The sequence below is a fragment of the Kitasatospora sp. NPDC088391 genome, from assembly GCF_044753345.1.
Taxonomy (GTDB): Bacteria; Actinomycetota; Actinomycetes; order Streptomycetales; family Streptomycetaceae; genus Kitasatospora.
The window spans coordinates 17,478-36,836 of the sequence record NZ_JBIVNB010000015.1 but is presented as its reverse complement, the minus strand read 5'-3'; the positions used below and the strand labels follow the sequence as shown (position 1 = coordinate 36,836).

24 protein-coding genes, 1 tRNA gene and 1 pseudogene are annotated in these 19,359 nt (G+C 59.2%); 9 read left to right on the top strand and 17 right to left on the bottom strand.

Translation table 11 applies throughout. From position 1 onward, the window contains the following. Positions 1-113 precede the first annotated feature (113 nt). Positions 114-887 (bottom strand): hypothetical protein, encoded by a 774-nt coding sequence (locus ACIQBJ_RS32130; protein ID WP_400717728.1) that lies wholly within the window; start codon positions 885-887, stop codon positions 114-116. A gap of 257 nt (positions 888-1,144) precedes the next feature. Between ACIQBJ_RS32130 and ACIQBJ_RS32125 the strand changes: the two genes are divergently transcribed. Continuing rightward, entirely contained in the window at positions 1,145-2,860 is a 1,716-nt protein-coding gene (locus ACIQBJ_RS32125; protein ID WP_400717726.1) for a CHAP domain-containing protein, read from the top strand. Positions 2,861-3,289: 429 nt separating this feature from the next. On the opposite strand, the gene ACIQBJ_RS32120 is transcribed toward ACIQBJ_RS32125, so the two are convergent. The 3 genes from ACIQBJ_RS32120 to ACIQBJ_RS32110 form a co-directional block, all read right to left on the bottom strand. Then, positions 3,290-3,637: an ion channel gene (locus ACIQBJ_RS32120; protein WP_400717723.1), complete on the bottom strand. Its 348-nt coding sequence runs from the start codon at positions 3,635-3,637 to the stop codon at positions 3,290-3,292. A 205-nt stretch (positions 3,638-3,842) separates the two neighbouring features. Continuing rightward, positions 3,843-4,199: a hypothetical protein gene (locus ACIQBJ_RS32115; RefSeq protein WP_400717721.1), complete on the bottom strand. Its 357-nt coding sequence runs from the start codon at positions 4,197-4,199 to the stop codon at positions 3,843-3,845. Next, positions 4,192-4,968, bottom strand: a complete 777-nt coding sequence (locus ACIQBJ_RS32110) for a ParA family protein (protein WP_400717719.1) — start codon at positions 4,966-4,968, stop codon at positions 4,192-4,194. Before ACIQBJ_RS32110 ends, ACIQBJ_RS32115 begins: the two co-directional genes overlap by 8 nt. 417 nt (positions 4,969-5,385) lie before the next feature. On the opposite strand from ACIQBJ_RS32110, the gene ACIQBJ_RS32105 reads away from it, so the two are divergent. The 3 genes from ACIQBJ_RS32105 to ACIQBJ_RS32095 all read left to right on the top strand — a co-directional run bounded on the left by ACIQBJ_RS32105 (position 5,386) and on the right by ACIQBJ_RS32095 (position 6,859). Next, a complete protein-coding gene (locus tag ACIQBJ_RS32105; RefSeq protein ID WP_400717716.1) occupies positions 5,386-5,622 on the top strand; it encodes a hypothetical protein in 237 nt (78 codons plus the stop codon). A 10-nt stretch (positions 5,623-5,632) separates the two neighbouring features. Beyond that, the gene (locus ACIQBJ_RS32100) at positions 5,633-5,965 is read left to right on the top strand and encodes a hypothetical protein (RefSeq protein WP_400717714.1); all 333 of its coding nucleotides are present in this window, start codon (positions 5,633-5,635) and stop codon (positions 5,963-5,965) included. A gap of 363 nt (positions 5,966-6,328) precedes the next feature. Continuing rightward, a complete protein-coding gene (locus ACIQBJ_RS32095) occupies positions 6,329-6,859 on the top strand; it encodes a hypothetical protein (RefSeq protein ID WP_400717711.1) in 531 nt (176 codons plus the stop codon). Positions 6,860-7,258: 399 nt separating this feature from the next. Here ACIQBJ_RS32095 and ACIQBJ_RS32090 read toward each other — a convergent pair whose 3' ends face one another. Further along, positions 7,259-7,816 carry a hypothetical protein gene (locus tag ACIQBJ_RS32090; RefSeq protein WP_400717709.1) on the bottom strand — a complete coding sequence of 186 codons (558 nt, stop codon included), beginning with the start codon at positions 7,814-7,816 and terminating at the stop codon, positions 7,259-7,261. A 255-nt stretch (positions 7,817-8,071) separates the two neighbouring features. Here ACIQBJ_RS32090 and ACIQBJ_RS32085 point away from each other — a divergent pair. Further along, a tRNA-Arg gene (locus tag ACIQBJ_RS32085) sits at positions 8,072-8,162 on the top strand. A 338-nt stretch (positions 8,163-8,500) separates the two neighbouring features. Here the strand turns inward: ACIQBJ_RS32085 and ACIQBJ_RS32080 are convergent. From ACIQBJ_RS32080 to ACIQBJ_RS32060, 5 genes are all read right to left on the bottom strand, one after another. Further along, positions 8,501-9,178, bottom strand: a complete 678-nt coding sequence (locus ACIQBJ_RS32080; RefSeq protein WP_400717707.1) for a replication-relaxation family protein — start codon at positions 9,176-9,178, stop codon at positions 8,501-8,503. Positions 9,179-9,305: 127 nt separating this feature from the next. Then, the gene (locus ACIQBJ_RS32075) at positions 9,306-9,548 is read right to left on the bottom strand and encodes a hypothetical protein (RefSeq protein WP_400717705.1); all 243 of its coding nucleotides are present in this window, start codon (positions 9,546-9,548) and stop codon (positions 9,306-9,308) included. After that, positions 9,545-11,836 carry a type IV secretory system conjugative DNA transfer family protein gene (locus ACIQBJ_RS32070; RefSeq protein ID WP_400717702.1) on the bottom strand — a complete coding sequence of 764 codons (2,292 nt, stop codon included), beginning with the start codon at positions 11,834-11,836 and terminating at the stop codon, positions 9,545-9,547. Before ACIQBJ_RS32070 ends, ACIQBJ_RS32075 begins: the two co-directional genes overlap by 4 nt. A 389-nt stretch (positions 11,837-12,225) precedes the next feature. Then, positions 12,226-12,432 (bottom strand): hypothetical protein, encoded by a 207-nt coding sequence (locus tag ACIQBJ_RS32065; RefSeq protein WP_400717700.1) that lies wholly within the window; start codon positions 12,430-12,432, stop codon positions 12,226-12,228. A gap of 6 nt (positions 12,433-12,438) precedes the next feature. Beyond that, positions 12,439-12,663 (bottom strand): hypothetical protein, encoded by a 225-nt coding sequence (locus ACIQBJ_RS32060; RefSeq protein ID WP_400717698.1) that lies wholly within the window; start codon positions 12,661-12,663, stop codon positions 12,439-12,441. A 176-nt stretch (positions 12,664-12,839) separates the two neighbouring features. Here ACIQBJ_RS32060 and ACIQBJ_RS32055 point away from each other — a divergent pair, with 176 nt between their 5' ends. Together ACIQBJ_RS32055 and ACIQBJ_RS32050 are read left to right on the top strand one after the other, a co-directional pair. After that, on the top strand, positions 12,840-13,388 hold the full coding sequence (locus ACIQBJ_RS32055; protein WP_400717695.1) for a hypothetical protein: 549 nt from the start codon (positions 12,840-12,842) through the stop codon (positions 13,386-13,388). Between the two features lie 174 nt (positions 13,389-13,562). Beyond that, the gene (locus ACIQBJ_RS32050) at positions 13,563-14,054 is read left to right on the top strand and encodes a hypothetical protein (protein WP_400717693.1); all 492 of its coding nucleotides are present in this window, start codon (positions 13,563-13,565) and stop codon (positions 14,052-14,054) included. Between the two features lie 180 nt (positions 14,055-14,234). Here the strand turns inward: ACIQBJ_RS32050 and ACIQBJ_RS32045 are convergent, their stop codons facing one another. From ACIQBJ_RS32045 to ACIQBJ_RS32030, 4 genes are read right to left on the bottom strand one after another with little or no spacing between them, the layout of a single operon-like run. Next, positions 14,235-14,480 (bottom strand): hypothetical protein, encoded by a 246-nt coding sequence (locus tag ACIQBJ_RS32045; RefSeq protein WP_400717691.1) that lies wholly within the window; start codon positions 14,478-14,480, stop codon positions 14,235-14,237. A gap of 48 nt (positions 14,481-14,528) precedes the next feature. Then, positions 14,529-14,777, bottom strand: coding sequence for a hypothetical protein (locus tag ACIQBJ_RS32040; RefSeq protein WP_400717689.1), 249 nt, complete (start codon positions 14,775-14,777; stop codon positions 14,529-14,531). 47 nt (positions 14,778-14,824) lie between these two features. Next, entirely contained in the window at positions 14,825-15,427 is a 603-nt protein-coding gene (locus ACIQBJ_RS32035; RefSeq protein WP_400717686.1) for an ATP-binding protein, read from the bottom strand. A gap of 49 nt (positions 15,428-15,476) precedes the next feature. After that, positions 15,477-15,767 (bottom strand): recombinase family protein, encoded by a 291-nt coding sequence (locus ACIQBJ_RS32030; protein WP_400717684.1) that lies wholly within the window; start codon positions 15,765-15,767, stop codon positions 15,477-15,479. Between the two features lie 246 nt (positions 15,768-16,013). Here ACIQBJ_RS32030 and ACIQBJ_RS32025 point away from each other — a divergent pair, with 246 nt between their 5' ends. Then, positions 16,014-16,895: a helix-turn-helix domain-containing protein gene (locus tag ACIQBJ_RS32025; protein WP_400717682.1), complete on the top strand. Its 882-nt coding sequence runs from the start codon at positions 16,014-16,016 to the stop codon at positions 16,893-16,895. Between the two features lie 28 nt (positions 16,896-16,923). Next, positions 16,924-17,136, top strand: coding sequence for a DUF397 domain-containing protein (locus ACIQBJ_RS32020; protein ID WP_400717680.1), 213 nt, complete (start codon positions 16,924-16,926; stop codon positions 17,134-17,136). Between the two features lie 231 nt (positions 17,137-17,367). Here the strand turns inward: ACIQBJ_RS32020 and ACIQBJ_RS32015 are convergent. From ACIQBJ_RS32015 to ACIQBJ_RS32005, 3 genes and pseudogenes are all read right to left on the bottom strand, one after another. Then, positions 17,368-17,658, bottom strand: a pseudogene (locus ACIQBJ_RS32015) (ATP-binding cassette domain-containing protein); the annotation flags it as partial. A gap of 22 nt (positions 17,659-17,680) precedes the next feature. Next, positions 17,681-18,514 carry an ABC transporter permease gene (locus ACIQBJ_RS32010; RefSeq protein WP_400717678.1) on the bottom strand — a complete coding sequence of 278 codons (834 nt, stop codon included), beginning with the start codon at positions 18,512-18,514 and terminating at the stop codon, positions 17,681-17,683. After that, complete coding sequence (locus ACIQBJ_RS32005) at positions 18,507-19,307, bottom strand: ABC transporter permease (RefSeq protein ID WP_400717676.1); 801 nt, start codon at positions 19,305-19,307, stop codon at positions 18,507-18,509. Before ACIQBJ_RS32005 ends, ACIQBJ_RS32010 begins: the two co-directional genes overlap by 8 nt. Positions 19,308-19,359: the final 52 nt, after the last annotated feature.

Below are 19,359 nucleotides of genomic sequence, written 5' to 3'. Positions count from 1 at the left end.
GTAGTTGAGGTGAAAACCCCGCCCTGATGACCCGAAAGGGTTGTCAGGGCGGGGCTATTTTCATTGAGCGCCCATAGAACGCATTGTCACAAATTTACGATCACTGCTGAGCTTTAGTAGCTCAACGACTTGATAATCAGGAGTGCGTCGTTGTAGAAAGTATCGTTCTGGTAAGTTCCCAAAGGCTTTGAGACGCCATTTTGAGTCGAATTATTGTAGGTCATTCGAATAATGTCATATGACGGCCCACCGGGAGCGCTGATGTTCTTACTCGCTGGATAAAGGGCTGGACTGCTTGACGAAGTTCCGACAGCGCCATTAACTGGAGAGGTGTCCCCAGCTGGGCCTGTCCCGAAGCCTAGATAATAGTTTCCGCCCAATGTGGCGATAGGGACAATGAATTGAGGGTGGGTGCTGTACGGCCCATCTCCAACACTATTCACCCCAGTGGCTACGGTCACGGTGAGCCCTGTTGGGCTAGTGAGTGACGCCGCGTCATTGCCAGGTGTCGCCATGATGTTATTGCCGTTGTATGGCGTGCTCGTGTCAGTCAGCTTCCATGTTGACGGGTACTTGAGATTGAGTTTCTCGTACTTCAACGTCGCACTCTGCCAACCAGCATACGGGTCGGCTGGTGTTGTTGTTGGAGAAGTTGTTGGCGTTGAGCTTGACGTGGTCTTCTGCTTTTGCAGATCAGCTATCTGCGTGTTCTTCGTGCTTACATCAGACGAGAGCTGACGGTTTTGCTGCCACGCGTAGACCGAGTAGGCGATAGCTGCGATGGCAATTAGCGCCAGGACGATAGCGCCTGTAATTAATAGTGACTTACGACGGCCGGCTGGGCCGTTTTGTTTCATTGGGTTGTGGGTTAATGGAGTTTCGTTCATACTTCTCAGAATAATATCATAAAACGGCCCAATTTCCACCCTGAAGTTGAATTCGCCCCTCTGATAATCCTCATGCTTTGGATTAATGACCTATTAGCTTAAAGTGGACGATCAGGTGCGTCTCTTTGGTAATGCAAAGGGTTTAGGCATTCCGCCACGCGTCGCCCTGCAAGACATATGGGAAAGAGGTGAGAACCTTGACAACTGAAAAGGTCAGACGCAAGACGCTTACGCGCCTTCGTGCTCTCCTGTTGGCCGTGAGCCTTGTGCTCGTTGGTTTTACGGGAGTGGTGACGAATGCGGTCGTGACGGCTACACCGGCTTCGGCAACCACTGGAACGGACGACTACCCGAACACCGCACCTAAGTACCTTGCTACTGCGGCCCAGGACTCTGTCGTTGATCCCTGGGGCTTCTACAACCGCGAATGCGTATCATTTGTGGCGTGGCGGCTCAACAACGACAACGGCATGGCGTTCACAAACAACATGAGCGCCAACGGAGTTAAGGGCCACTTTGGCGTCGCATCTGAGTGGAAGCAGAACGCGATCAACCTGTTTGGCGACTCCGCTTTCAGTGGCACGCCAGCAATCGGCTCGGTAGCCTGGTGGGACGCGAACCATGGTGACGCCGGTTCGATGGGTCATGTGGCCTATGTCGACTCGGTGAACGCTAACGGTTCTATCAACATCGAGCAGTACAACACCTACCACAATGTAGGCGGGTACTGGGCCGAAACCATCGCTACAACCAGTAAGAACTGGCCGAGTGGATTCTTGCACCTGAAGGACGGGGTAGCAACACCACCGCCTCCACCCGGCATCCCGACAAGCGCCACATCTTCGAGCGATGACTCGGAGTACAGCGGCGACTTCAACGGAGACGGCTACTCGGACATTGCCACCCTCAGTCAGCTTGCTGACGGAGGCATTGGTGTCCACCTTCTCCATGGAGGGTCGGGGGCCACAATGTTCAGCACGGTAGTCAGCGCCAGGAGCCTCTACGGTTCAGCACCGCCACCGGGTCAGTCCGGTGGCTTCAACTGGAACCAAATCAAGGTGGTGGCCGGCCGCTTCAACAGCGACACGTACGCCGACCTAGCAATCCTGCACCAGACGGCTGACGGTGGATTCCATCTCTACGTTCTCTACGGAGGGCCGACGGGAACAGAGTTCACCGCAATGTCTGACCCCATGTCCTTTCCGGCTTCGGACGGGTGGAACTGGGCGAATGCCAAGGTCGTTTCCGGAGACTTCAAGGGAAACGGCTTCGACGACATCGCGATCGCCGAAAAGCGAGCCGATGGTGGCGCCGATATCCACGTTCTCTACGGAGGCGCGGGGACGGACATGTTCAGCTACAACAACGCACTTCCGGTCGCTCGTAGTCTGCCCGGTCCTGGTTGGCAGTGGTCGCACATGAAGCTCGCGGCCGGGCTGTTCAATGCGGACAGCTTCGCCGACCTGGTGGTGTTCTACCAGGCGTCAGACGGAGGCGTAAACGTCCACATCCTGTACGGCGCGAACGACAGCTCCGCGTTCAGCATCGAGCAAGATGTCAGAGACCTACCGGGCACTGCTGGTTGGGATTGGACAAAAATGAAGTTGGCGGCGGGACTGTTCAACAGTGATCCCTACGCCGACCTGGCAATCCTGCACCAGACCAGTGCTGGAGGTATCGATATCCATGTCCTCTACGGAGGCGCGGGAACGTCGATCTTCAGCAACACCACCACCATCGCTCAGCACCTGCTGGCGTCAGATGGGTGGGTCTGGACTCAGACCATGATCACGTCGGGACTCTTCAACGCCGACAGTGAGTCGGATCTCGCGCTCCTGACGCAGCTCGCAGATGGAGGGATCGGCATCCACGTTGCCTACGGGGGTGTTGGAACACCGTTCCAAACCGTCAATCCCGTCACAACGCTGCCCGGCTCTCAGGGCTGGTCGTGGACGGCGACCAAGTTCGGATAACAGATTGGTGGTGCGAAGCTGGTTCGGGCGATACGTCGCCTCCAGCGACGACGCCCGGCTAGCTGGCCAACGATCGTTCTTCAGAAAGACTCGCTCCTCATGGGGCTTGAGTTTACGAACCTGCTCGGTGGGAGCAGGTTTTTTTAATGCCCTAATCCCATCCTATCGAGCTTTGCGCAAGAGGTTGCAGAATCAACGGAACATGGTCTAGATGGATTCGGCTTTCGCGACTACCAGACCATTGTCTGACACTATCTGTCAACGATTTCCAGTGCGACCGGCCTCGGGCCTAGGTCTGGACAATCAACCGGACCGATGGTCTGGTGAACCGCTACCCCTGTAAGCATTTTGTCTGGGTCGCACAAGTTACATTGTGCGACCCATGATCACAAAGAAAACCTACTCACTCGCTCTAATGGCACGGCGACTTTAAGGCTCGGACTCGGACGGTGAAACGCGATCCTCGCGATTTTCGCTGAGCCGTGACACAAGGATGGTCGCAGCGACGGCGATCAGGAGGAAGTCGATAACCATTTGAACCGTTACGACGCCTCGCGCTTGAGCGCTTAATGGGGCCAAGCTCCCTGTGCCGGTGGTCATAGTACCGAGAGCAAAATAGACAGCATCCAACTTCGTTAACTGCTCACTGAAATTGTCCTTCGTACCAAGCATCCAGTACGTTTGAGAAAATGCCAGCGCCACGCACGATAGGCTGTTGATTATCAGGAAGACGGATGCACGCCCCAGACGAGGACTGTGGATCAGATGGCGGATCATGCTAAATGCGAGAATTACAAACAAGGCTCCTACGGTAGCTAGTATGGGGAAACCCGCCCCCGTCATACCTGGCTGGCCTCGACTAGGAGCCCTGAGAAAATCCGACCAAATATATATCTGACACAAAAGCAGCGTAGCAAGCAATGGCCATGGCGAGCGAGCTGCATTATTGATCCACCCTCTAATCATTGCGCAACTCCATGGACTACTTCCGCTTGTACTGCTTCCCATAGTGCTTGACGACGTATTCTTCTAACGCATCCTCGATGATCTCCCAAGGCTTACGCTCCTCGATGTACACGAGGTCATGCGTCACTTGCTTGTGGCGCGACGGGTACATGTGGAAGCCACGGTTCAAGGGTGACTCGTTGGTGTCCACAATCGTGCGGATTACCGGGCCGCTTGAGTCGGCTTCAACTGGAGCCGCGGGCGTCGTTGGTTGCGGAGGTTCTACCGGCTCCGCCGGCGCTGTCTTGGGTGCCTCGGGATCAACCTGTGGGATGGCTTGGCGAGGAGCGAACGACTTACGCTCGCCTACCTGCTTCTTAAACTCGTTACTCATTGATCAGTATCTCCGCGACCCGCTTATATCCTTGCGCGGCTGCACTCTCGGGGTCATAGAGCACTACCGGTTGGTTCAGTTGTTCTGCCTCATCTACGGCGGTGGACTCGACAATGAGCTGAGGGATCACGCGGTCGCTGTATGCCTCCCCTATCCCGTCGAGAACTGCCGAGGAGGCGTTCGTACGCTTGACGCGGGTAATCAAGATGCCTCGCAGCCGTAGACCAGGGTTGTAGGTCTTCACTGCCCTCTCGTATGCCTCAATGGTTCGAGCGAGGCCGTCTTGAGTGTAGGCACTGGCCGCAGCAGGGATTACGAGTTCATCAGCCGCAGCAAGCGCGTTGATGGTCATGAAGCCAAGAGACGGCGGCGTGTCAAGAATGATGAAGTCGTAGTGATCCTCTAGCGCCTCTAAGAGCGTCTTTAGCGCCACGATGGGATCAGGGGCTGTCGGATCGGAGCGCTGAAAGGCCATTCCGGTCTCAGTCTTTGAGAGGTTTGGATGACCGGCTATCAGATGAAGGCCATCGACAAGCGTCGTCACCACGGCCATAGACGGCTCAATGGTGGGATCAGTAAATAGATCGTTCAGTGTGGCAGAGAGCGCGTCGGGGTCAACACCGAGGCCCTTGGTAGCGTTCGCCTGTTCATCAAGGTCAATTAACAGCGTCCGCTTACCTGCACCTGCCAAAGCAGCTGCGATGTTCTTGGCGCTTGTTGTCTTGCCTACCCCGCCTTTGTGGATGGCGATTGCTATCTTCTTTGCCATTATTCACTTGTTCTCCTATTTGTTTAAGTTAGCACATATGCATCCTCGCGTCCAATTATCAACGCTTCAAAGCGTGAGTGAGTTAATTCTTACGTGCGATCGTTTCCATTCTAACGCTCTAACGCATTAGAACGTGAATGCACTTGTATTCTCATGCTCTATTGCGTTAGAATAAGAGTGTAAGAGGAAATGCAAATGAACAAGAATACAATGACTATCACAGGCGGCCTTCTAGGACAGCTCTCCAAGGTCTTCGTGACTGAGCGACTAGGGATTAACCCGGATCAGCATCAACTCACGACTGAGGGCACATGGATACGCCTTGCTGAGCGCTTAATGAAGGCGTCCAGGATAGAGAAGCGAAGCGTAAAGCACGCAGGATCACGCAACCCGCGGAAAGTAAGATAAGGAGAATCTATGAACCTGACGCAACAGCAATTTGGCCACATGCCTACAAGTGGGGAAGTGGGGGAACCCACAAAACAACAAGTGGTTAAGTACACAACACATCTTCCTGCGGGCCTGATTAAGTGGGTCAAGCGTGAAGCCCTCGAACGAGATATGAAGGATTACCAGCTCATGCAACTCGCGTTAGAGAGCTTCCGGGGTAACCGGGAGGGCGAACCCTTGATTCCTGCGGGAAGTGGCGCATAATAATCTATATATGAATGATGAAATACTAAAGGCGATCGCCGAACTCACAACCCGCATAGATAACGGGTTCAAGCAGGTAGATAAGCGGTTCGACGCGCAAAGCTCCGAATTTGATAGCCAATTCACGAGCTTCTACCAACACGTTGAGAACGAGTTCGACAAAGTGCACACTGAGATAGCATTAACCCAGAACGAACTTAAGCGCGAGATTGCGCGTGTTTATACTCTTCTCGACGGCGACACCAAGCAGCGCGAGATTGACGACCATGAACGCGCCGCCCTTGGGCTACAGCTTGACCGGTTAGACGAAGAAGTTAAGGCACTAAAGATAAAACTCGCCTAGTCTAAGCCACCCTCAGGGGTGGCCTTTTTCATGATTGCAATACATGCGCGAAATGCTTATACTAGGAGCAAGCTAGCGTCTAGCCCTGTGCAAAAGAACTATGCGCTAGCCCATCGGTTTTGGGGGTACTTTTTCTATCCATCTGGGTTTTGCGCAAAAACATGCTTGCATATTTTGTCGTGATTGTTTACTATTAGAACAGCACAGAGTTAGACGCATAAAGAGCCCCCGAAAGAGGGCTCTTTTCTTTTGCCTAAGATTCCTCGCCACCACGCAGGTACACCGAGCCGACCAATCAACGTTAGCAACTCCCGAAACGGGACGGTTTTGTGTTGCCCAAAATCGGGAGTAGGAGAAACCAGCATGGCTGAACACATCGGATCAACATTAAAGCCCTTGGACTTCTATAGAAATAGGGAAAGCGATAGCTCCTCCGTTACTTCTATAGAAGGAGGGCAGGTTCCACCAAAGGTAATTGACGACCTCATCGACAACAAGATGTACCGTCGTAAGTTCAACGCACTCATCCGCAAGGGACACTTACAAGACTTGCTCGATCTCGCAGAGGTAGCCCAGGGGAAGGACAAGCCGAGCCACTGGTTCGCACGAGCCACCAGGACAACCCCTGTGCCAGGGAACGAGAATAAACCAACGTTCTGGGATCGTTCGTTGAAGTTCCTGAAGAGATTGCGCAAGGTGCGTCACATCGCCCGAGAGATCGGCCAGCGTCTCAAAGTGCCAGCAAACAGCGAAAAGGCCGTGTTCAAGGCTGCATGGAGGCACGACGAACGTGCTGTTCAGATGGCTGTCACCGCCGCCGAGACAGGGAGGAAGCATCCGTTCGGACTGTTCTGCGCCATCGCGTTTAAGTCCTTGGCTACCCAGGCGGTTTGATACGCCGTAAGACATGCTGAGATCGCCTGTGCGAGCCGTCAGCAGGGAAGACGACATCATCCTCCGCCTGACCCCGATTTTTGACCTGTAGGGCCTGCGAGACGATCGCCCGACGGAAGACTGCCACTCCAACGGTGCGCGTCTCGTCGCGTAGACCATCCTCACCAAGCCCACGCCGGCCCCGACCTCTTGGTCGGGTCTGTTCAGTGCGTCCCGCGGTGACCCCTGATAGAGGCTCATCCAGCAGACAGCACCAGCCCCGTAGGAGGCGATGTCCTCCACCGCAGCCGGCAGGGGCCGTAGAACCGCCGCACCTACTCTGGCGCCTGGCGGTGCTAGGAACGCAACGAGGGCTCCCCCGATCTACAGGAGAGCCCTCGTGGGGATGAACCAGCCGACCTACTCGACGCCGGCCCCGCGCTCCTGAACGAGCGCTTCAAGACCGTACCGGCTGACGTGATCCGGGTTGCCAAGATCAATCGTGCGCAAGCCCTCGGCGGCCAGGCGCTTGTTCACCTCGTCCAGGTGCTCTTGGACGAGGTGCTTCTCGGCGTCAGTGGTGCGTCCCTTGTGCGGAGTACCAGCGTGCTCCAGGGATGCATAGTTGATCCGCGTCTTCTCAGCCGCCGCCGGCCGGGCCTGTGAGGGTATCGCTCCTACGACGCGCTTCGCACTCCGTAGAACCTCCGGCATCGGGGTGTCCGCGGCAAGCTGGTTGAACGCCTTGACCTCCATGACGATCGTCTCGGGCTCGTCGCTGTCGGGATAGTGCAGCTCGAACGTCACCAGGTCGAGTGAATTCTCTTCGACAGTGGTCAGCTCTTCGGCCAGGGCTTCAATCTCCACCGGGCCGTTTTCAAGGTCGGGATGACCTGTCACGACGATGCGAACGAGTTGATTCTCGTCGTCCACCATCCTGCCGGTGAGGTCGGAGAAACGAACGATTTTCTGGCCCATGAGTCACCTTGTCGTGGTCGTGGCGTCTTGGGGGGATTCTATCAGCGCGGATACTGGGTCAGTAGTCACTGGAGATGGCGCACATTTTCGTGAAGCAAGAAATGCGCACAAAACTAGCACTCGCCTGTTTTCATAACTGGTGCGATTTGTTATAATGAAGATGGCAAAAAAGAGAGACTATTAGCCATTAGCTTAATGGCTAGGGGTCATTGAGAACTTTCGATCAGAAAGCTGTCACTTGGCATTGCCGCACGTGGGGTGTTGCCAGAGTGGTCGAATGGGGCGGTCTACGAAACCGTTTTCCGTCAGAGGATCGACGCGGGTCCGAATCCCGCACACTCCACCAACGTTGGTGAAAACCATCAAAAAAGACCTTGCTTATCGCAGGTCTTTTTTGATTCCGTCAGAGGACTAGCCGAATGAACGGCTATCAACGCGCCTCAACGCATTGAGACACAATAATAGCAATTCATTTACTTTATGTCAACATTATGGTGGACTGCAAGACAAGAGGCGGACTGTTCATTCTTGGGTTGATCCATCCTTGTAAAAATCAATCCATCACTAATTCGCCGGAGAACCTTGTACTTGTTTATACTTCCAGTATGGCCGGAGGGCTTTTAAAAGTCAATACTTTTCTAGCCCTCCCGGCCTCTGTAAAACCCATAGAATACTCTAGAGTATTTAGAGACGCATCAACTGTGGGATCAACTCCCCAATAAGAACCACCTTCACCATCTCCCGTTGCGCCGCCGGTAGCTTCCGGATGATCCGGCCCATCTCGGCCTTACGTGCCTCCTGCTTAACCACGAACACCACGTAAGGGAAGTACTCCTCTTGACTGCTCTCGGCGGCCCGCCAGTATCCCGCGATCTTCTCCACGATTCGCACGGGCCGTTCTGTACCGAGGTCGATTTCAAGGAAGAAGCTACTCGTCCGTTGCTGGGCGGGAAAGTCAAGCACAGCAAACAAGTCCGCTCGCACCGGTGGAACCGGGAGTTCTACCTCCCAGCGCTTCACTGAGAGAACACCCAGCTTTTCCGCCCGCCGGAGTTCAAGGTAGGTGTCAGCAATCATGAGGGCGTGATCGCTCACCGTTGGAGAAGGCCGACCTTCTATGTCGAGGAGTGCCCGCCCGAATCTCCCCAGCTGATACACGTACGCGCTCGCTCCACCCTTATCCCCGGGCGCTCGCCGCCCCACCCGTGCAAGGTAGTTCAGTCGCACCAAACGCCGCAGCACGGTGTCAGGGATGCTGTGGGAACGGTCGGCAAAGAGGAGTTCTTCAAGGTGTGTCGAAGCCAGCTGGGTAAAGGTGCCAACTAGTTTGATGATTTCGTAGTCTCTATGTCTTAGTTCCATGTGGGTAGGTTCCTATACAGTCACGCAGTGACAGGGCGCGGCGTTCCCCCAGGTCAGAGCCGTACAGGTACAGGCATACGCCTGGGGTCAACCTGGGCCTGGCCTAGGGGGTTCGCCTGGGCTTGACCTAGCCTGCCGCGTGCTCGATTGCGGTTTTCCAATGTTCGGCGAGACGGGCGGCGAGGTCGATTTCCCCCTTTATCGCGCTGGCGTTTTGGAGGGTGGCCGTTTCGACCATCGACTCTTGCAGCGGGTCAAGGTACTCGATGTTATTCGCCACCGTCTCGACATCGAGAAGGTTTTGCATGAGGTACTCGCAACTCCGCTGCAAGTAGGCCACCTCTGACAGCAGCCCCTGAATGCTTCTCACTCGTTCCACGCCCTTCCGCCGAACTTGCGCTTAGTGTTAGTTGGTTTCGACGCCGGAGGGGTGCCGCGTCGCTTTGAAATCTCCTGTTCTACCTCGGCCACGGGCCTTCCATATCGCGCCCGTGAGAGTCGCCGGACTTCATCGGCAAACCCCGTCACATCACGAGGGGGAAGGGTCATCGCTGTCACCGGCGCACTTACGCCGCCCTCGGTGGCGAGTCGCATGATGACTTCAAAGCGGTGTTGGTTCATGAAGTCGTCTTCCGTGACGCTCCTACCGAATTGACGCGCAAAGTGCCGCGCCTCGTCGGCGGAGGTCTGAAAGACCACCGTTGAGCGAGCATTGTTCTGGGTCGCGTCCTGGAGCTCACGCGTGAGTTGATTCAAGAACTGGTGCGCTACCGTCATGGCGAGCCCGAGAGAACGCGCTTGGGCGAACATGTCGCTCGGTGAGATCGGGAGATTCAGGAAGTCCTGAAACTCATCCAGGTACAGCATGGTGGGGTTGTTCGGGGTGGCCACGCCGCTCTGTACCGCGCTCCAAAGCGAGTTGAGCATCAGGCTGCCAAGCAGACCGGCTGTCTCCTTGCCCTCGGTGGCACGTCCCAGGTTGACGAGCAGAATCTTGTTTTCTCGGATCACGTCGCGAAGATCAATCGTGCTGGTGCCCTGCCCGATGATATTCCGAATCGAGCGCCGGTTGTTGAGCTGCCAGATGCGGTCAGAGAGCGGCTTGAAGTACAGCTCTCTTTGCGACTTCGGCAGGCTGGTGATTTCTTGCCACCAGTGGGCCAACTCCTCGACGTGTGAGACGCCTCGGATCAGGTCGTCGGAGAACGCTTCTTGGTTGGCCCTCGGGACACTCAGCGCGCCGAGATCCGCGAACGTCATTTGCCCGCGCGCCCCTTGGCTCATGAGAAGCGTCAGGATCAGGTGGTAAAACCCCTGCCGGACACGCACCCCTCGGGCGTCCTGCGGATACAGGTGATCGAAGAGCCGTTGAATGTCGGCAGCGACCACGTAGGGCGACCCCTGCAAGATGTTGAAGCCGACAGGGTGATCCGTGTCGGTAACGTCCAGGAGGACGACATCTTGAATGCGGTGTTCTGGTACTCGGGCAAGCGTGTCGTTGAACAGATCGCCCTTGCTCTCGATGAGGATGACCCCTCGGCCAGCCTCCATGTCCTGAACAATCAAGTTGTTCAGGAGCGCCGTCTTGCCCGATCCCGTTGGCCCCACGACTTGAAGGTGTTGAGCGGATTCGACTGGGGAGAGCGCCAACAGACGTTGGTCGGAAGGGAAGTTGGAACGGGCAATCACTCGACCCGTGCGCGGGATGACACCCGTTGCCGGGAGGTGCCTCGTCCGGCTGCGTGGAAGCCCTGCAATATGAGGGCTGCCGATCGGCCAAGAGACCAGACTGACCAACTCGCTCGCCGACAGCTTCGCCGGGAACATCGTTGGCGTGGCGGCCTGGTGGACGCGCTCGATCACCTTGGCCTGAGAGGTGAGCCGCTTCTTGAACCGAGTGTCAGGGCTTCGCACACTGGCGAGGCTGCTTTGCACCAGGGACAGCAGCCGGTCAGCGTGGAGCTTGTCGGCTGCCTTGGCTGCCACCCGCAGCACCCCAAGGAAGTTCGGTTCACTCAGCTTGGCGCGACGGTCGGCGATCTCGTCTTTGTCGGCGCTCCGGGAACCGACCAGGAGCTGACCGACGACGCTGTAGTTGCTGGCTTTCACGTCGCGCTCTTGCTTGGGTAGACGCTCCTGGACACTGGGCGCCACAACCCACTGAAGAAGCAGCGCTTCACCCCGTCCGAGGCTCTGCATGTTGGTCAGGACACTCGCCGAGACAGCCTCGGCATCATGGATGTTGAGGCTGCGGCTTGGGTTCGTCAGACCAAGCTCCACCGCGGTCGTCCACTGATGGCGTGGTTCATCCACCCCGGCCGGCGTGACCGTGATCCCCGGCACCAACGACCGCAGCTGCGGGACGATGTAACTCGCCTGAGCATGGGGCACCTTGAGCTGGTGGATGATGCCGAGATCATTCGCCGAGACCTCGAACACCATGGAAGGCACGTTCAAGAGGCGGCCAGGCCCCGTGCGAAGCGTGCCGCTGATCGCCTTCAACCACGTCACCACGTCGGCGGTAGCGAGGTCAGCGGGGAAGGTGAGCCTGTATGACAGGCGTGAATCGGATGGTTGCATGAATTCCCGTCCCAAAAAAATGACGCCGGGGATGAGCGTCAGAAGAACAGCGATGATTGTGAAAACAGTGGGACTCATGCCCATCTATTTTCTCACAACGACATACGTATTACATGTGTAGTTTTTACCACCGCGTCATTTTGTAGTAGATGGCACCGAGCACCACCACAACAACGAGGGCACTCACCAAGTACGGGACGAAGGGGGCGATCACCAACCACACAACCCTGACCGCAAGTGCTGCGAGAAGCAGTGTTACCAGCCAGGCACGGGCTTTTCTCATGGCACGTTCTCTCTGCTAGGTGGTGCCGACCTACGGTCGAGGCCGGCGGGGAGGTAGAACGGGAAGTTCACACGACGAAGCCCCCTCCTCGTCGCCATCGCCTGTCGGGTGACAAAGGCCAACGTTCTGGCTGTGCTTCCCGAGTAGGTGAGATGCTGACGACAAGGAGGGGGCTGGGTGGGGACTACTCGTCCCGTTCATCTCGAATCTTGCGAGCAATACGCTCTGCGGCTTCGGCGTCGTACATGCCGTAGCGGATACCGGTCTCAATCTCACGGTCACGCCTACGGGCTTCAATGCCGGGCCCGTACTTGGTGGCCAACTTGTGGAGACCCCAGATGATGAGTCCCGGGATACCCAGGAAGACAGTCATGAAGGCGATAGCTCCCATGGTCTTCTACCTCCCGAAATTGTAGTTACCGAAAATGTCCTCGTCCTCGAAGACCTCCTCTTCCATGACGATGCGCTGCTCCATGTTGATGATCTGGAGAACGCGACGACGGGTGTGCGTGTGACGCCTACTCGTCGGCTGCTCGTTCTGCTGCCGAGCCAGCTCCACACCAACCTGGTACGCGTAGATGCGCGGGTTGGTGGGGTCGTACACCTCGATCTCCTTGCCCATGTGACGTCTCCTCTTCCTCCGAGCCAGCCGGGGTGGCTGGGTCGGTGGGTTCAAGGTCGCTGGTGAGAGGAGGGTGGGTCGATGCAGCTGACGTCCAAGTTCAGGCTGTACGTCGTTTGAACGTGGGTTGCATGGGAGACTCAGCGCCAGACGGGCCAGGGCTGGAGGGGTTGCACGTGGATGACATGGCGCGGTTGGTCGCGGCGTTCCAGGAGATGCGGAAGAAGGAGGGCATCACCGACACCAAGCTGCTCGCCAGAGGCTGGCTCCTCGACCTGCTTCACACTCCTGGCGACCCCCTCGCAGGCATCAAGCAGCTGAGCGAGGTCATCGATGCCATGGGAGACAGCCCGAAGACGCGCGCTGTGCGGAACGCCCTCAACATCGGTATGGAGTGGCATGGAGAGCTAGACGATCGCCGCAAGTGGGCCTACGGGCTTGAACTCCCTAAGGGAGAAGCATTCCTCGGCGTCAGTCGCGGTACTCAGTACAGTCTTGAGAACGACGGCTTTCAAGACCTCGCCCGGCGCATCGTGGCTCATTCGACCACTATCACCTATGACGAAGAGTTGACTCCCGATGATGGGCAGGTAGTGGACGAGCAAGCAAGAGAAACGTGGTGGGAATTCTGGCGTCAGATGTTCCGCGAAGATCGCCAATTCGCCGGAGTAGCAGCGGTCGTCTTCATCCTGCTTGCACTTGCACTATATTTTGCTACCCGCTAGCCAGGCGGCAGGCGACCCGTGATTGTATTGACTAATCAAGTGTTTCGTGTTATAAGTTAAGACATATTGCCTCAAGGTAATTGCATACGTGTCTCTGTCTTCGGATACGACACCCCGCTTGTTTCACTAAGCCGGTGGTGTGTCCTATCCGAATCGACCAAGGAGATACACCACATGTCGGATGAAGCATGGAAGATGTTCAGAGGGGTCAGAGATGAGCTGATGAAGCTCGCTCAAGGCGAAGGTCTGACACCTCGAAAGGTGGAGCTCCGAACTCCCTACCTCATGGAGTTGGTCGGGGCAGCAGATGGTCAAACGGTCTCAGATCTGATCCGAAGCTTCCTCGATGCCATGGAGCCGGACAAGTTCACGCAAGCACTTCGCAACGCCTTCGGCGGTGAGGGGTATCCCCCCACCCTCACGGAGCGTCGTCAGCGGCTTGGCGATGAACTCGGCCTCTCAGTAGGAGGAATCAGCACGCGAGAAGAGAAGGCTATTGATGTAATGGCCAGAAGGATTATCGCGCTCGCTGAAACACGCACTGCCCCGGAGCCACAGAATCAAGGAGCGCTCATCGCAGCGCTGAATGGTCTCCAAGACAGCATCATGGCCCAAACGGCGATCCTGCAAGAGATCAACGGCAGACTCAAGCGTCTCGGCGATTGAGAGACATCCGACAACCCACACCCCGCACCACCCAACGAAGAACACCCCGTGTCCGTTGGTCGGTCGCGGGGTGTTCTTCATTTCTGGGGATCTGGAGTTGTAGATGCGGAGAATCAAGCGCCTCCGCCGGCTGCGGGAAGAACGTCGCCTTCAAGGGTGTCTTGGCTCACCCTGAGATCGTCACTGCCACGCGCCCGGTTCAGCCGTCGCGTAGTCGGCAACCGTCCTCCGGAAGCGCTGGTGCCCGGTGTCGCGGACGTGCTTCGCGATCCAGGTATCAACCTTGGTCGGCTCGTCTTCATCTCCGGACTGCGCTCCGCAGTCGGCTTCATCACCAGAGACGCACTCAGCGGCGTAGGTCGTCTCTCCAGCGGGGTCGGGGTGGATGTCGTAGTTCCGGAACCGGAACGTCTTCGTGGTGCCCATCTCTTGCTCCTGCGTTGGTAGGGGTGACGTGGAGAGAATTGGGCTGCGCTACAACCGCTTGCCAGCGCGACCTACGGCCCAGAACGTGTCAGTGGTCAACCGGTACTGCTGGTGCCCCGGGTTCTCCTTGCTGTGGTTGACCGTCCAGACCTCGACCAACAGCCTGTTGTCGTCCACGACATGGGACGTGGCGCTGCACTTGCGACACTCCGCCATGAATATCTCGCCGGGGTCTTTCTCGTTGGTGTCGGCGCGCAACACCAACCCTCCGGAGCGGTAGATCACATCGGTGGCCATCTGCTCTCCTGTACTTGAATCGGTGACGTTCTTCGTGTTGGTCGCACCTACAGGGCGTGCAGCCCCTTGAGAACCTGACGCAGCAGATCAGGGTCAGACCGAGGCAGAGAGATGGTCGTCGGCTTCTTCGACGTACGCCGCGGGAGGGCTGGAACCGGCCCATCTAAAGCCAGCTCAGCCCACACGACCTTGCCCCCGGTCTTCGGGTAGTAGTGGCCGACCTGGCGAGCGAGGGCCTTCACGATGAACAACCCTCTTCCGCCCTCGGCGTCGTCGCTCGGGCCGGCTGCCGGTTGGTCGAGCGGTTCAACGCCCGTGTCCCACACCTGGATACAGATGCAATCCATGCGACCGAGGATGCGCACGTTGAGGAGACTCAGGTTCTCCAGCGCCGACCACTCGGGGTCGGGGGTCATCAGGCCGGTTGCCTTCACGGCGTTGGTGACCAACTCCGACACCACCAGCTCGGCCGTGTCGATCTGCTGCGGCAGGTTCCAGCTCCCAAGCGTGTGCCGGATGAACAGACGAGAGCAGCTGACAGCCGTCAGCACGGCGGCCAAGTCGAGCGATACCACCAAGGGCGGACGCTTCCTCATGGGCGGCCGGGTCTGGGTGGTGGCCGGGGTTTCCTCCGGCAGTACCGTCGTCATGGCTGCTCTCTCTTCCGAGTCTGTTCTTGTCCCGTGAGGTTTCGCCCACCTACACACCGCTGAGCTCATGCACCGCCGCGTCAGCCCTAAGTTCGACGTTCAGGACCATCGCCACCTGGAGCGCCCGGCAGTGGGCGAGCTGCTCCAAGGACGAGACGACGACGTGGTGTGTCTCCGAGCGCCGCAGCTCCTCGATCAGCTCGGAGAAGGCGGCGAGTGAGCCCGTCTCGTACTCGTAGAAGATCGCGCCGAGGGTGAAGCCCTCGACGTGCGCGAAGTTCGTCAGCTGCTGCTCGATCCGACGGACTTCCTGGTCGTCCGCTTCATCCGTGACCCTCATGTAGCCGTAGATCAGTGGCTTCAAGGCCGTTCCTCCTCGCGCAATGGAGGTCAGATGGCGATGCCTGACGGTGCTCAGTCGTCCATCTGGCCAGCTCACGGCCCCGAGGTTCGATCAGGAGAGCGAATTAGGGGTCGATTATGGACTCCTAGGATAGGCTCTCATCGCTCACAAAACTAGACTCCTATTTTGGGAAACCACACGTTCGAGGGACCTCTGACGTGCTATCAGCAGGTGGGGGCCATAATGAGCACCTGGCTGACCAGGTGGAGGATCAACGACGTGGCTACCCCAACGATCCAGAGGCGTCGGCTCGGTAACGCGTTGAAGCGTGCCCGTGAGCAGGCAAGCAAGACGCAGGATGAAGCTGCCGAGCAGATCGACGCGGCGGCGAGCAAGATCAGCCGCTTGGAACTGGGGCAAAGCGGCATCAAGTTGACAGACCTGACGTTGCTGCTCAGCTTCTACCGCGTGACCGGCGACGACGCCGAGTTCATGAAGGAACTTGCCCGCGCTGGTCGCCAACGGGGGAGGTGGACAGGCTTCCTCGGTGCCATCCCCGACTGGTTCCGCACCTACGTCGATCTTGAAGCTGACGTATCTGACATGCGGTGGTATCAGCCCGAGGTGGTGCCCGGCATCCTCCAGATCGAGAACTACATTCGCGCCATGAACGTCAAGGCGCAGCCTGGCGTCTCACAAGAAGTGATGGATCAACAGCTCAAGGTGCGGTTGGAGCGGCAAGCGATCCTCGACCGCCCGGATGCCCCGATGCTCAACTTCATCTTGAGTGAGTCGGCGATCCGCCGGAACATCGGCGACAAGGCCATCATGCGTGAGCAGCTGCTTCACCTGGCCGAGCTTGCCGAGCGACCCAACGTCGAACTCCAGGTTCTCCCGTTCAACGCGCAGACGTTCGGCGCTGCCTGGGTGGGCTTCACGATCATGCGGTTCGACCATGATGCCGCCTCTGACGTGGTGTACCTGGAGGACTACACCGACGCCACTTATCTCGACAGGCCGGACGGGGTGAAGGCATATACTGCCCTTTGGAATCGGCTACAGTCGGCGGCTTTGGGTCAAGTAGAGTCGCGCAACATGATCCTCCGCCTCGCGAGCGAGGACTAGCGCTGACACCCCAAAAGAGAGAACCAGCATGAACACCCCAGACTTCTCCGGCGCCACGTGGCGTAAGAGCACCTTCAGCGGTGACAACGGTGGCCAGTGCGTTGAAGTGGCGTTTCACGAGGGTGTCGTTGGTCTCCGTGACTCGAAGGCCAAGGGAACAGGGCCGATCTTGGCCTTCACTCCGGAGGAGTGGGACGCCTTCGTGAGTGGTGTCGTGAACGGCGAGTTCACGCAGCCGTAGCCACCCCAAGATCAAGACGAAACAAGAGCCCTCGATCTGCCGTGATGATCGAGGGCTCTTGTCGTGCAAGATCGTTCCGTGCCTGCTCGGAAGTGACCACACCCCTGACGGGCCGCACAGACAGCCCCGCACGCCCTCTGGCCTGCGGGTTTTCCAGCCCTTGGGGACTGCCCCGGACGGCTCCCACCCCCGGTAGACTGGTCTCTGTCCACCACATCTTTCGCGGTAGTGCTGCCCGAACACCACGCCGATCCGGCGGGCCAGCGCGGTGCGTTTCGCGGCCGGGTCGACGCCGGCCACCCGGAGCCGGCCGCCGCTGGGCACCAGGATGCCGGTGAGCATCTTCACGGTGGTGGACTTGCCCGCCCCGTTGGGCCCGATGTACCCGACGCACTCGCCCTCCTCGACGCTGAACGTCAGCCCGTCGACGGCCCGCACCTCGCGCTTCTCCCGCCGCCAACGGCCCTTGCCGGTGCGGACGGTGAAGCTGCGCCGGACGTCCTCGACCTCGATCACCGCCATGGGTGCCTCCTTCTCCTTCGGCTCAGCTTCCGGTGGACCGGTAGGCCCGCAGTCCGGCCCGCCAGGCGAGCGCGGCCACCAGCACGCACAGCGCGGCGGCCAGCGGCGCAACGAACCGGAACGCCGCGGGCAGGCCGAGCGGGTCGGGGCGGTCCAGCACGTACAGCGCGGGCAGCCAGTTGACGAAGGCCAGCGGCACGCCGAAGACGGTGCCGGCCACGATCTCCTTGGCGAACACGGTGGGCGGGTACTGCAGCAGGGTGGCGCCGCCGTAGGTGACGGAGTTCTGCAGTTCGGCGGCGTCGCCCCACCAGAACTGCACGCAGGAGCAGCCCACGAACACCGCGCAGAAGATCACCGTGCCGCAGAGCAGCAGCGCGGGGACCATCAGCGCCCGGCCCCAGGTCCAGGGCACGTCGAGCGCGGTGAGCGACCAGCCGAGCACGGCGAGGGCCTGCACCGTCCGGCCGAGCCGGCGCAGCGAGAAGCGTTCGGCGGCGAGTTGGGCCAGCACCGGGACGGGCCGGATCAGCATGGTGTCCAGCGTCCCGGCGCGGACCCGTTCGCCGAGCGCGCCGACCGACCCGACCAGGACGTTGGCGGCGCCGAGCGCCATCGAGGAGGTGCCGTACAGGAACGCGGTCTCCGGGAGCGTCCAGCCGGCCAACTGCCGGGTGTGCCGGAACATCAGGACCAGCACCGCGAAGTCCAGGAAGGTGATCAGGACGTTGGCGGCCAGCGTCAGCACGAAGGACGCCCGGTAGGAGAGCGTGGAGCGGGCCCACATCGCGGCGATCAGGCACCAGCCGCGCACCGCCCGTCCGGCCCGGGCGGCGAGCCCGGTGTCCTCAGCCACCCTGGACCACCACCTTGCGGACGGCGAGCGCCTGCCCGGCCCGGCCGAGCGCCAGCAGGGCCGCCGCCCAGGCGAGTTGGAAGCCGTAGAGGTGCAGCAGGCCGGTTCCGGCGGCCCGCCGCAGCAGGACGTCGGAGGGCAGTTGCACCATCGCCTGGAAGGGCAGCAGGCGGGCCAGTTCGCCCAGCGGGCCGGGGAAGAGCGGGATCGGCAGCAGGGTGCCGGAGAAGAACATCGCGACCACCGTCATGGCGGCCCGGACGCCCTCGGCGTCCTGCAGCCAGAACCCGGTCAGCGAGGCCAGGAAGCGCAGCCCGAAGCTGACCGCGAGGCCGAGCGCCACGGCGAGCAGGAACTCCGCCCACACCAGCGGGTCGGCGGGCAGGCTCAGTTCGAACAGCAGCGATCCGGCGAGCAGCGGCAGCGCGCCCCGGGTGAGCAGTTGGAACCCGGCCCGCCCGGCGTCGGCGGCCAGCCACCAGCCCTGGAAGTCCACCGGCCGGTACAGGTCGACGGCGATGTCCCCGCTGCGGAACCTGGCCTGCACGTCGTCCTGGAAGCCGCCGCCCCAGACCGCGACCGTCACCAGCAGCGCCTGGCTGATCCAGGTGTACGTCACGGCCTGCTGGGCGTCGTACCCGCCCAGTCCGGGCCGGGCCCGCCAGAGCGCCAGCATGGCGGAGGCCAGGATCACCCCGAACACGGTGTTGGTGACCGTCCCCGCGACGGTGGCCGCCCGGTACGTCGAGTACCGCCGGAACGCTCCGCGGGCCACCGACAGGTACACCCCCATACGCCTGTCTCCTTGTCGACATTCCGCCCGAGCCGATTCGGCCCACCACGGT

Bases quoted from the DNA above. Each gene is read 5' to 3' on its own strand.
- ACIQBJ_RS32115 (WP_400717721.1), bottom strand. From the start codon at position 4,199: ATGAGTAACGAGTTTAAGAAGCAGGTAGGCGAGCGTAAGTCGTTCGCT.
- ACIQBJ_RS32050 (WP_400717693.1), top strand. From the start codon at position 13,563: ATGTCGGATGAAGCATGGAAGATGTTCAGAGGGGTCAGAGATGAGCTG.
- ACIQBJ_RS32065 (WP_400717700.1), bottom strand. From the start codon at position 12,432: ATGGGAGCTATCGCCTTCATGACTGTCTTCCTGGGTATCCCGGGACTC.
- ACIQBJ_RS32070 (WP_400717702.1), bottom strand. From the start codon at position 11,836: ATGAGTCCCACTGTTTTCACAATCATCGCTGTTCTTCTGACGCTCATC.
- ACIQBJ_RS32005 (WP_400717676.1), bottom strand. From the start codon at position 19,307: ATGGGGGTGTACCTGTCGGTGGCCCGCGGAGCGTTCCGGCGGTACTCG.
- ACIQBJ_RS32100 (WP_400717714.1), top strand. From the start codon at position 5,633: ATGAATGATGAAATACTAAAGGCGATCGCCGAACTCACAACCCGCATA.
- ACIQBJ_RS32045 (WP_400717691.1), bottom strand. From the start codon at position 14,480: ATGGGCACCACGAAGACGTTCCGGTTCCGGAACTACGACATCCACCCC.
- ACIQBJ_RS32060 (WP_400717698.1), bottom strand. From the start codon at position 12,663: ATGGGCAAGGAGATCGAGGTGTACGACCCCACCAACCCGCGCATCTAC.
- ACIQBJ_RS32105 (WP_400717716.1), top strand. From the start codon at position 5,386: ATGAACCTGACGCAACAGCAATTTGGCCACATGCCTACAAGTGGGGAA.
- ACIQBJ_RS32025 (WP_400717682.1), top strand. From the start codon at position 16,014: ATGAGCACCTGGCTGACCAGGTGGAGGATCAACGACGTGGCTACCCCA.
- ACIQBJ_RS32080 (WP_400717707.1), bottom strand. From the start codon at position 9,178: ATGGAACTAAGACATAGAGACTACGAAATCATCAAACTAGTTGGCACC.
- ACIQBJ_RS32095 (WP_400717711.1), top strand. From the start codon at position 6,329: ATGGCTGAACACATCGGATCAACATTAAAGCCCTTGGACTTCTATAGA.
- ACIQBJ_RS32110 (WP_400717719.1), bottom strand. From the start codon at position 4,968: ATGGCAAAGAAGATAGCAATCGCCATCCACAAAGGCGGGGTAGGCAAG.
- ACIQBJ_RS32035 (WP_400717686.1), bottom strand. From the start codon at position 15,427: ATGACGACGGTACTGCCGGAGGAAACCCCGGCCACCACCCAGACCCGG.
- ACIQBJ_RS32020 (WP_400717680.1), top strand. From the start codon at position 16,924: ATGAACACCCCAGACTTCTCCGGCGCCACGTGGCGTAAGAGCACCTTC.
- ACIQBJ_RS32090 (WP_400717709.1), bottom strand. From the start codon at position 7,816: ATGGGCCAGAAAATCGTTCGTTTCTCCGACCTCACCGGCAGGATGGTG.
- ACIQBJ_RS32120 (WP_400717723.1), bottom strand. From the start codon at position 3,637: ATGATCCGCCATCTGATCCACAGTCCTCGTCTGGGGCGTGCATCCGTC.
- ACIQBJ_RS32030 (WP_400717684.1), bottom strand. From the start codon at position 15,767: ATGAGGGTCACGGATGAAGCGGACGACCAGGAAGTCCGTCGGATCGAG.
- ACIQBJ_RS32130 (WP_400717728.1), bottom strand. From the start codon at position 887: ATGAACGAAACTCCATTAACCCACAACCCAATGAAACAAAACGGCCCA.
- ACIQBJ_RS32040 (WP_400717689.1), bottom strand. From the start codon at position 14,777: ATGGCCACCGATGTGATCTACCGCTCCGGAGGGTTGGTGTTGCGCGCC.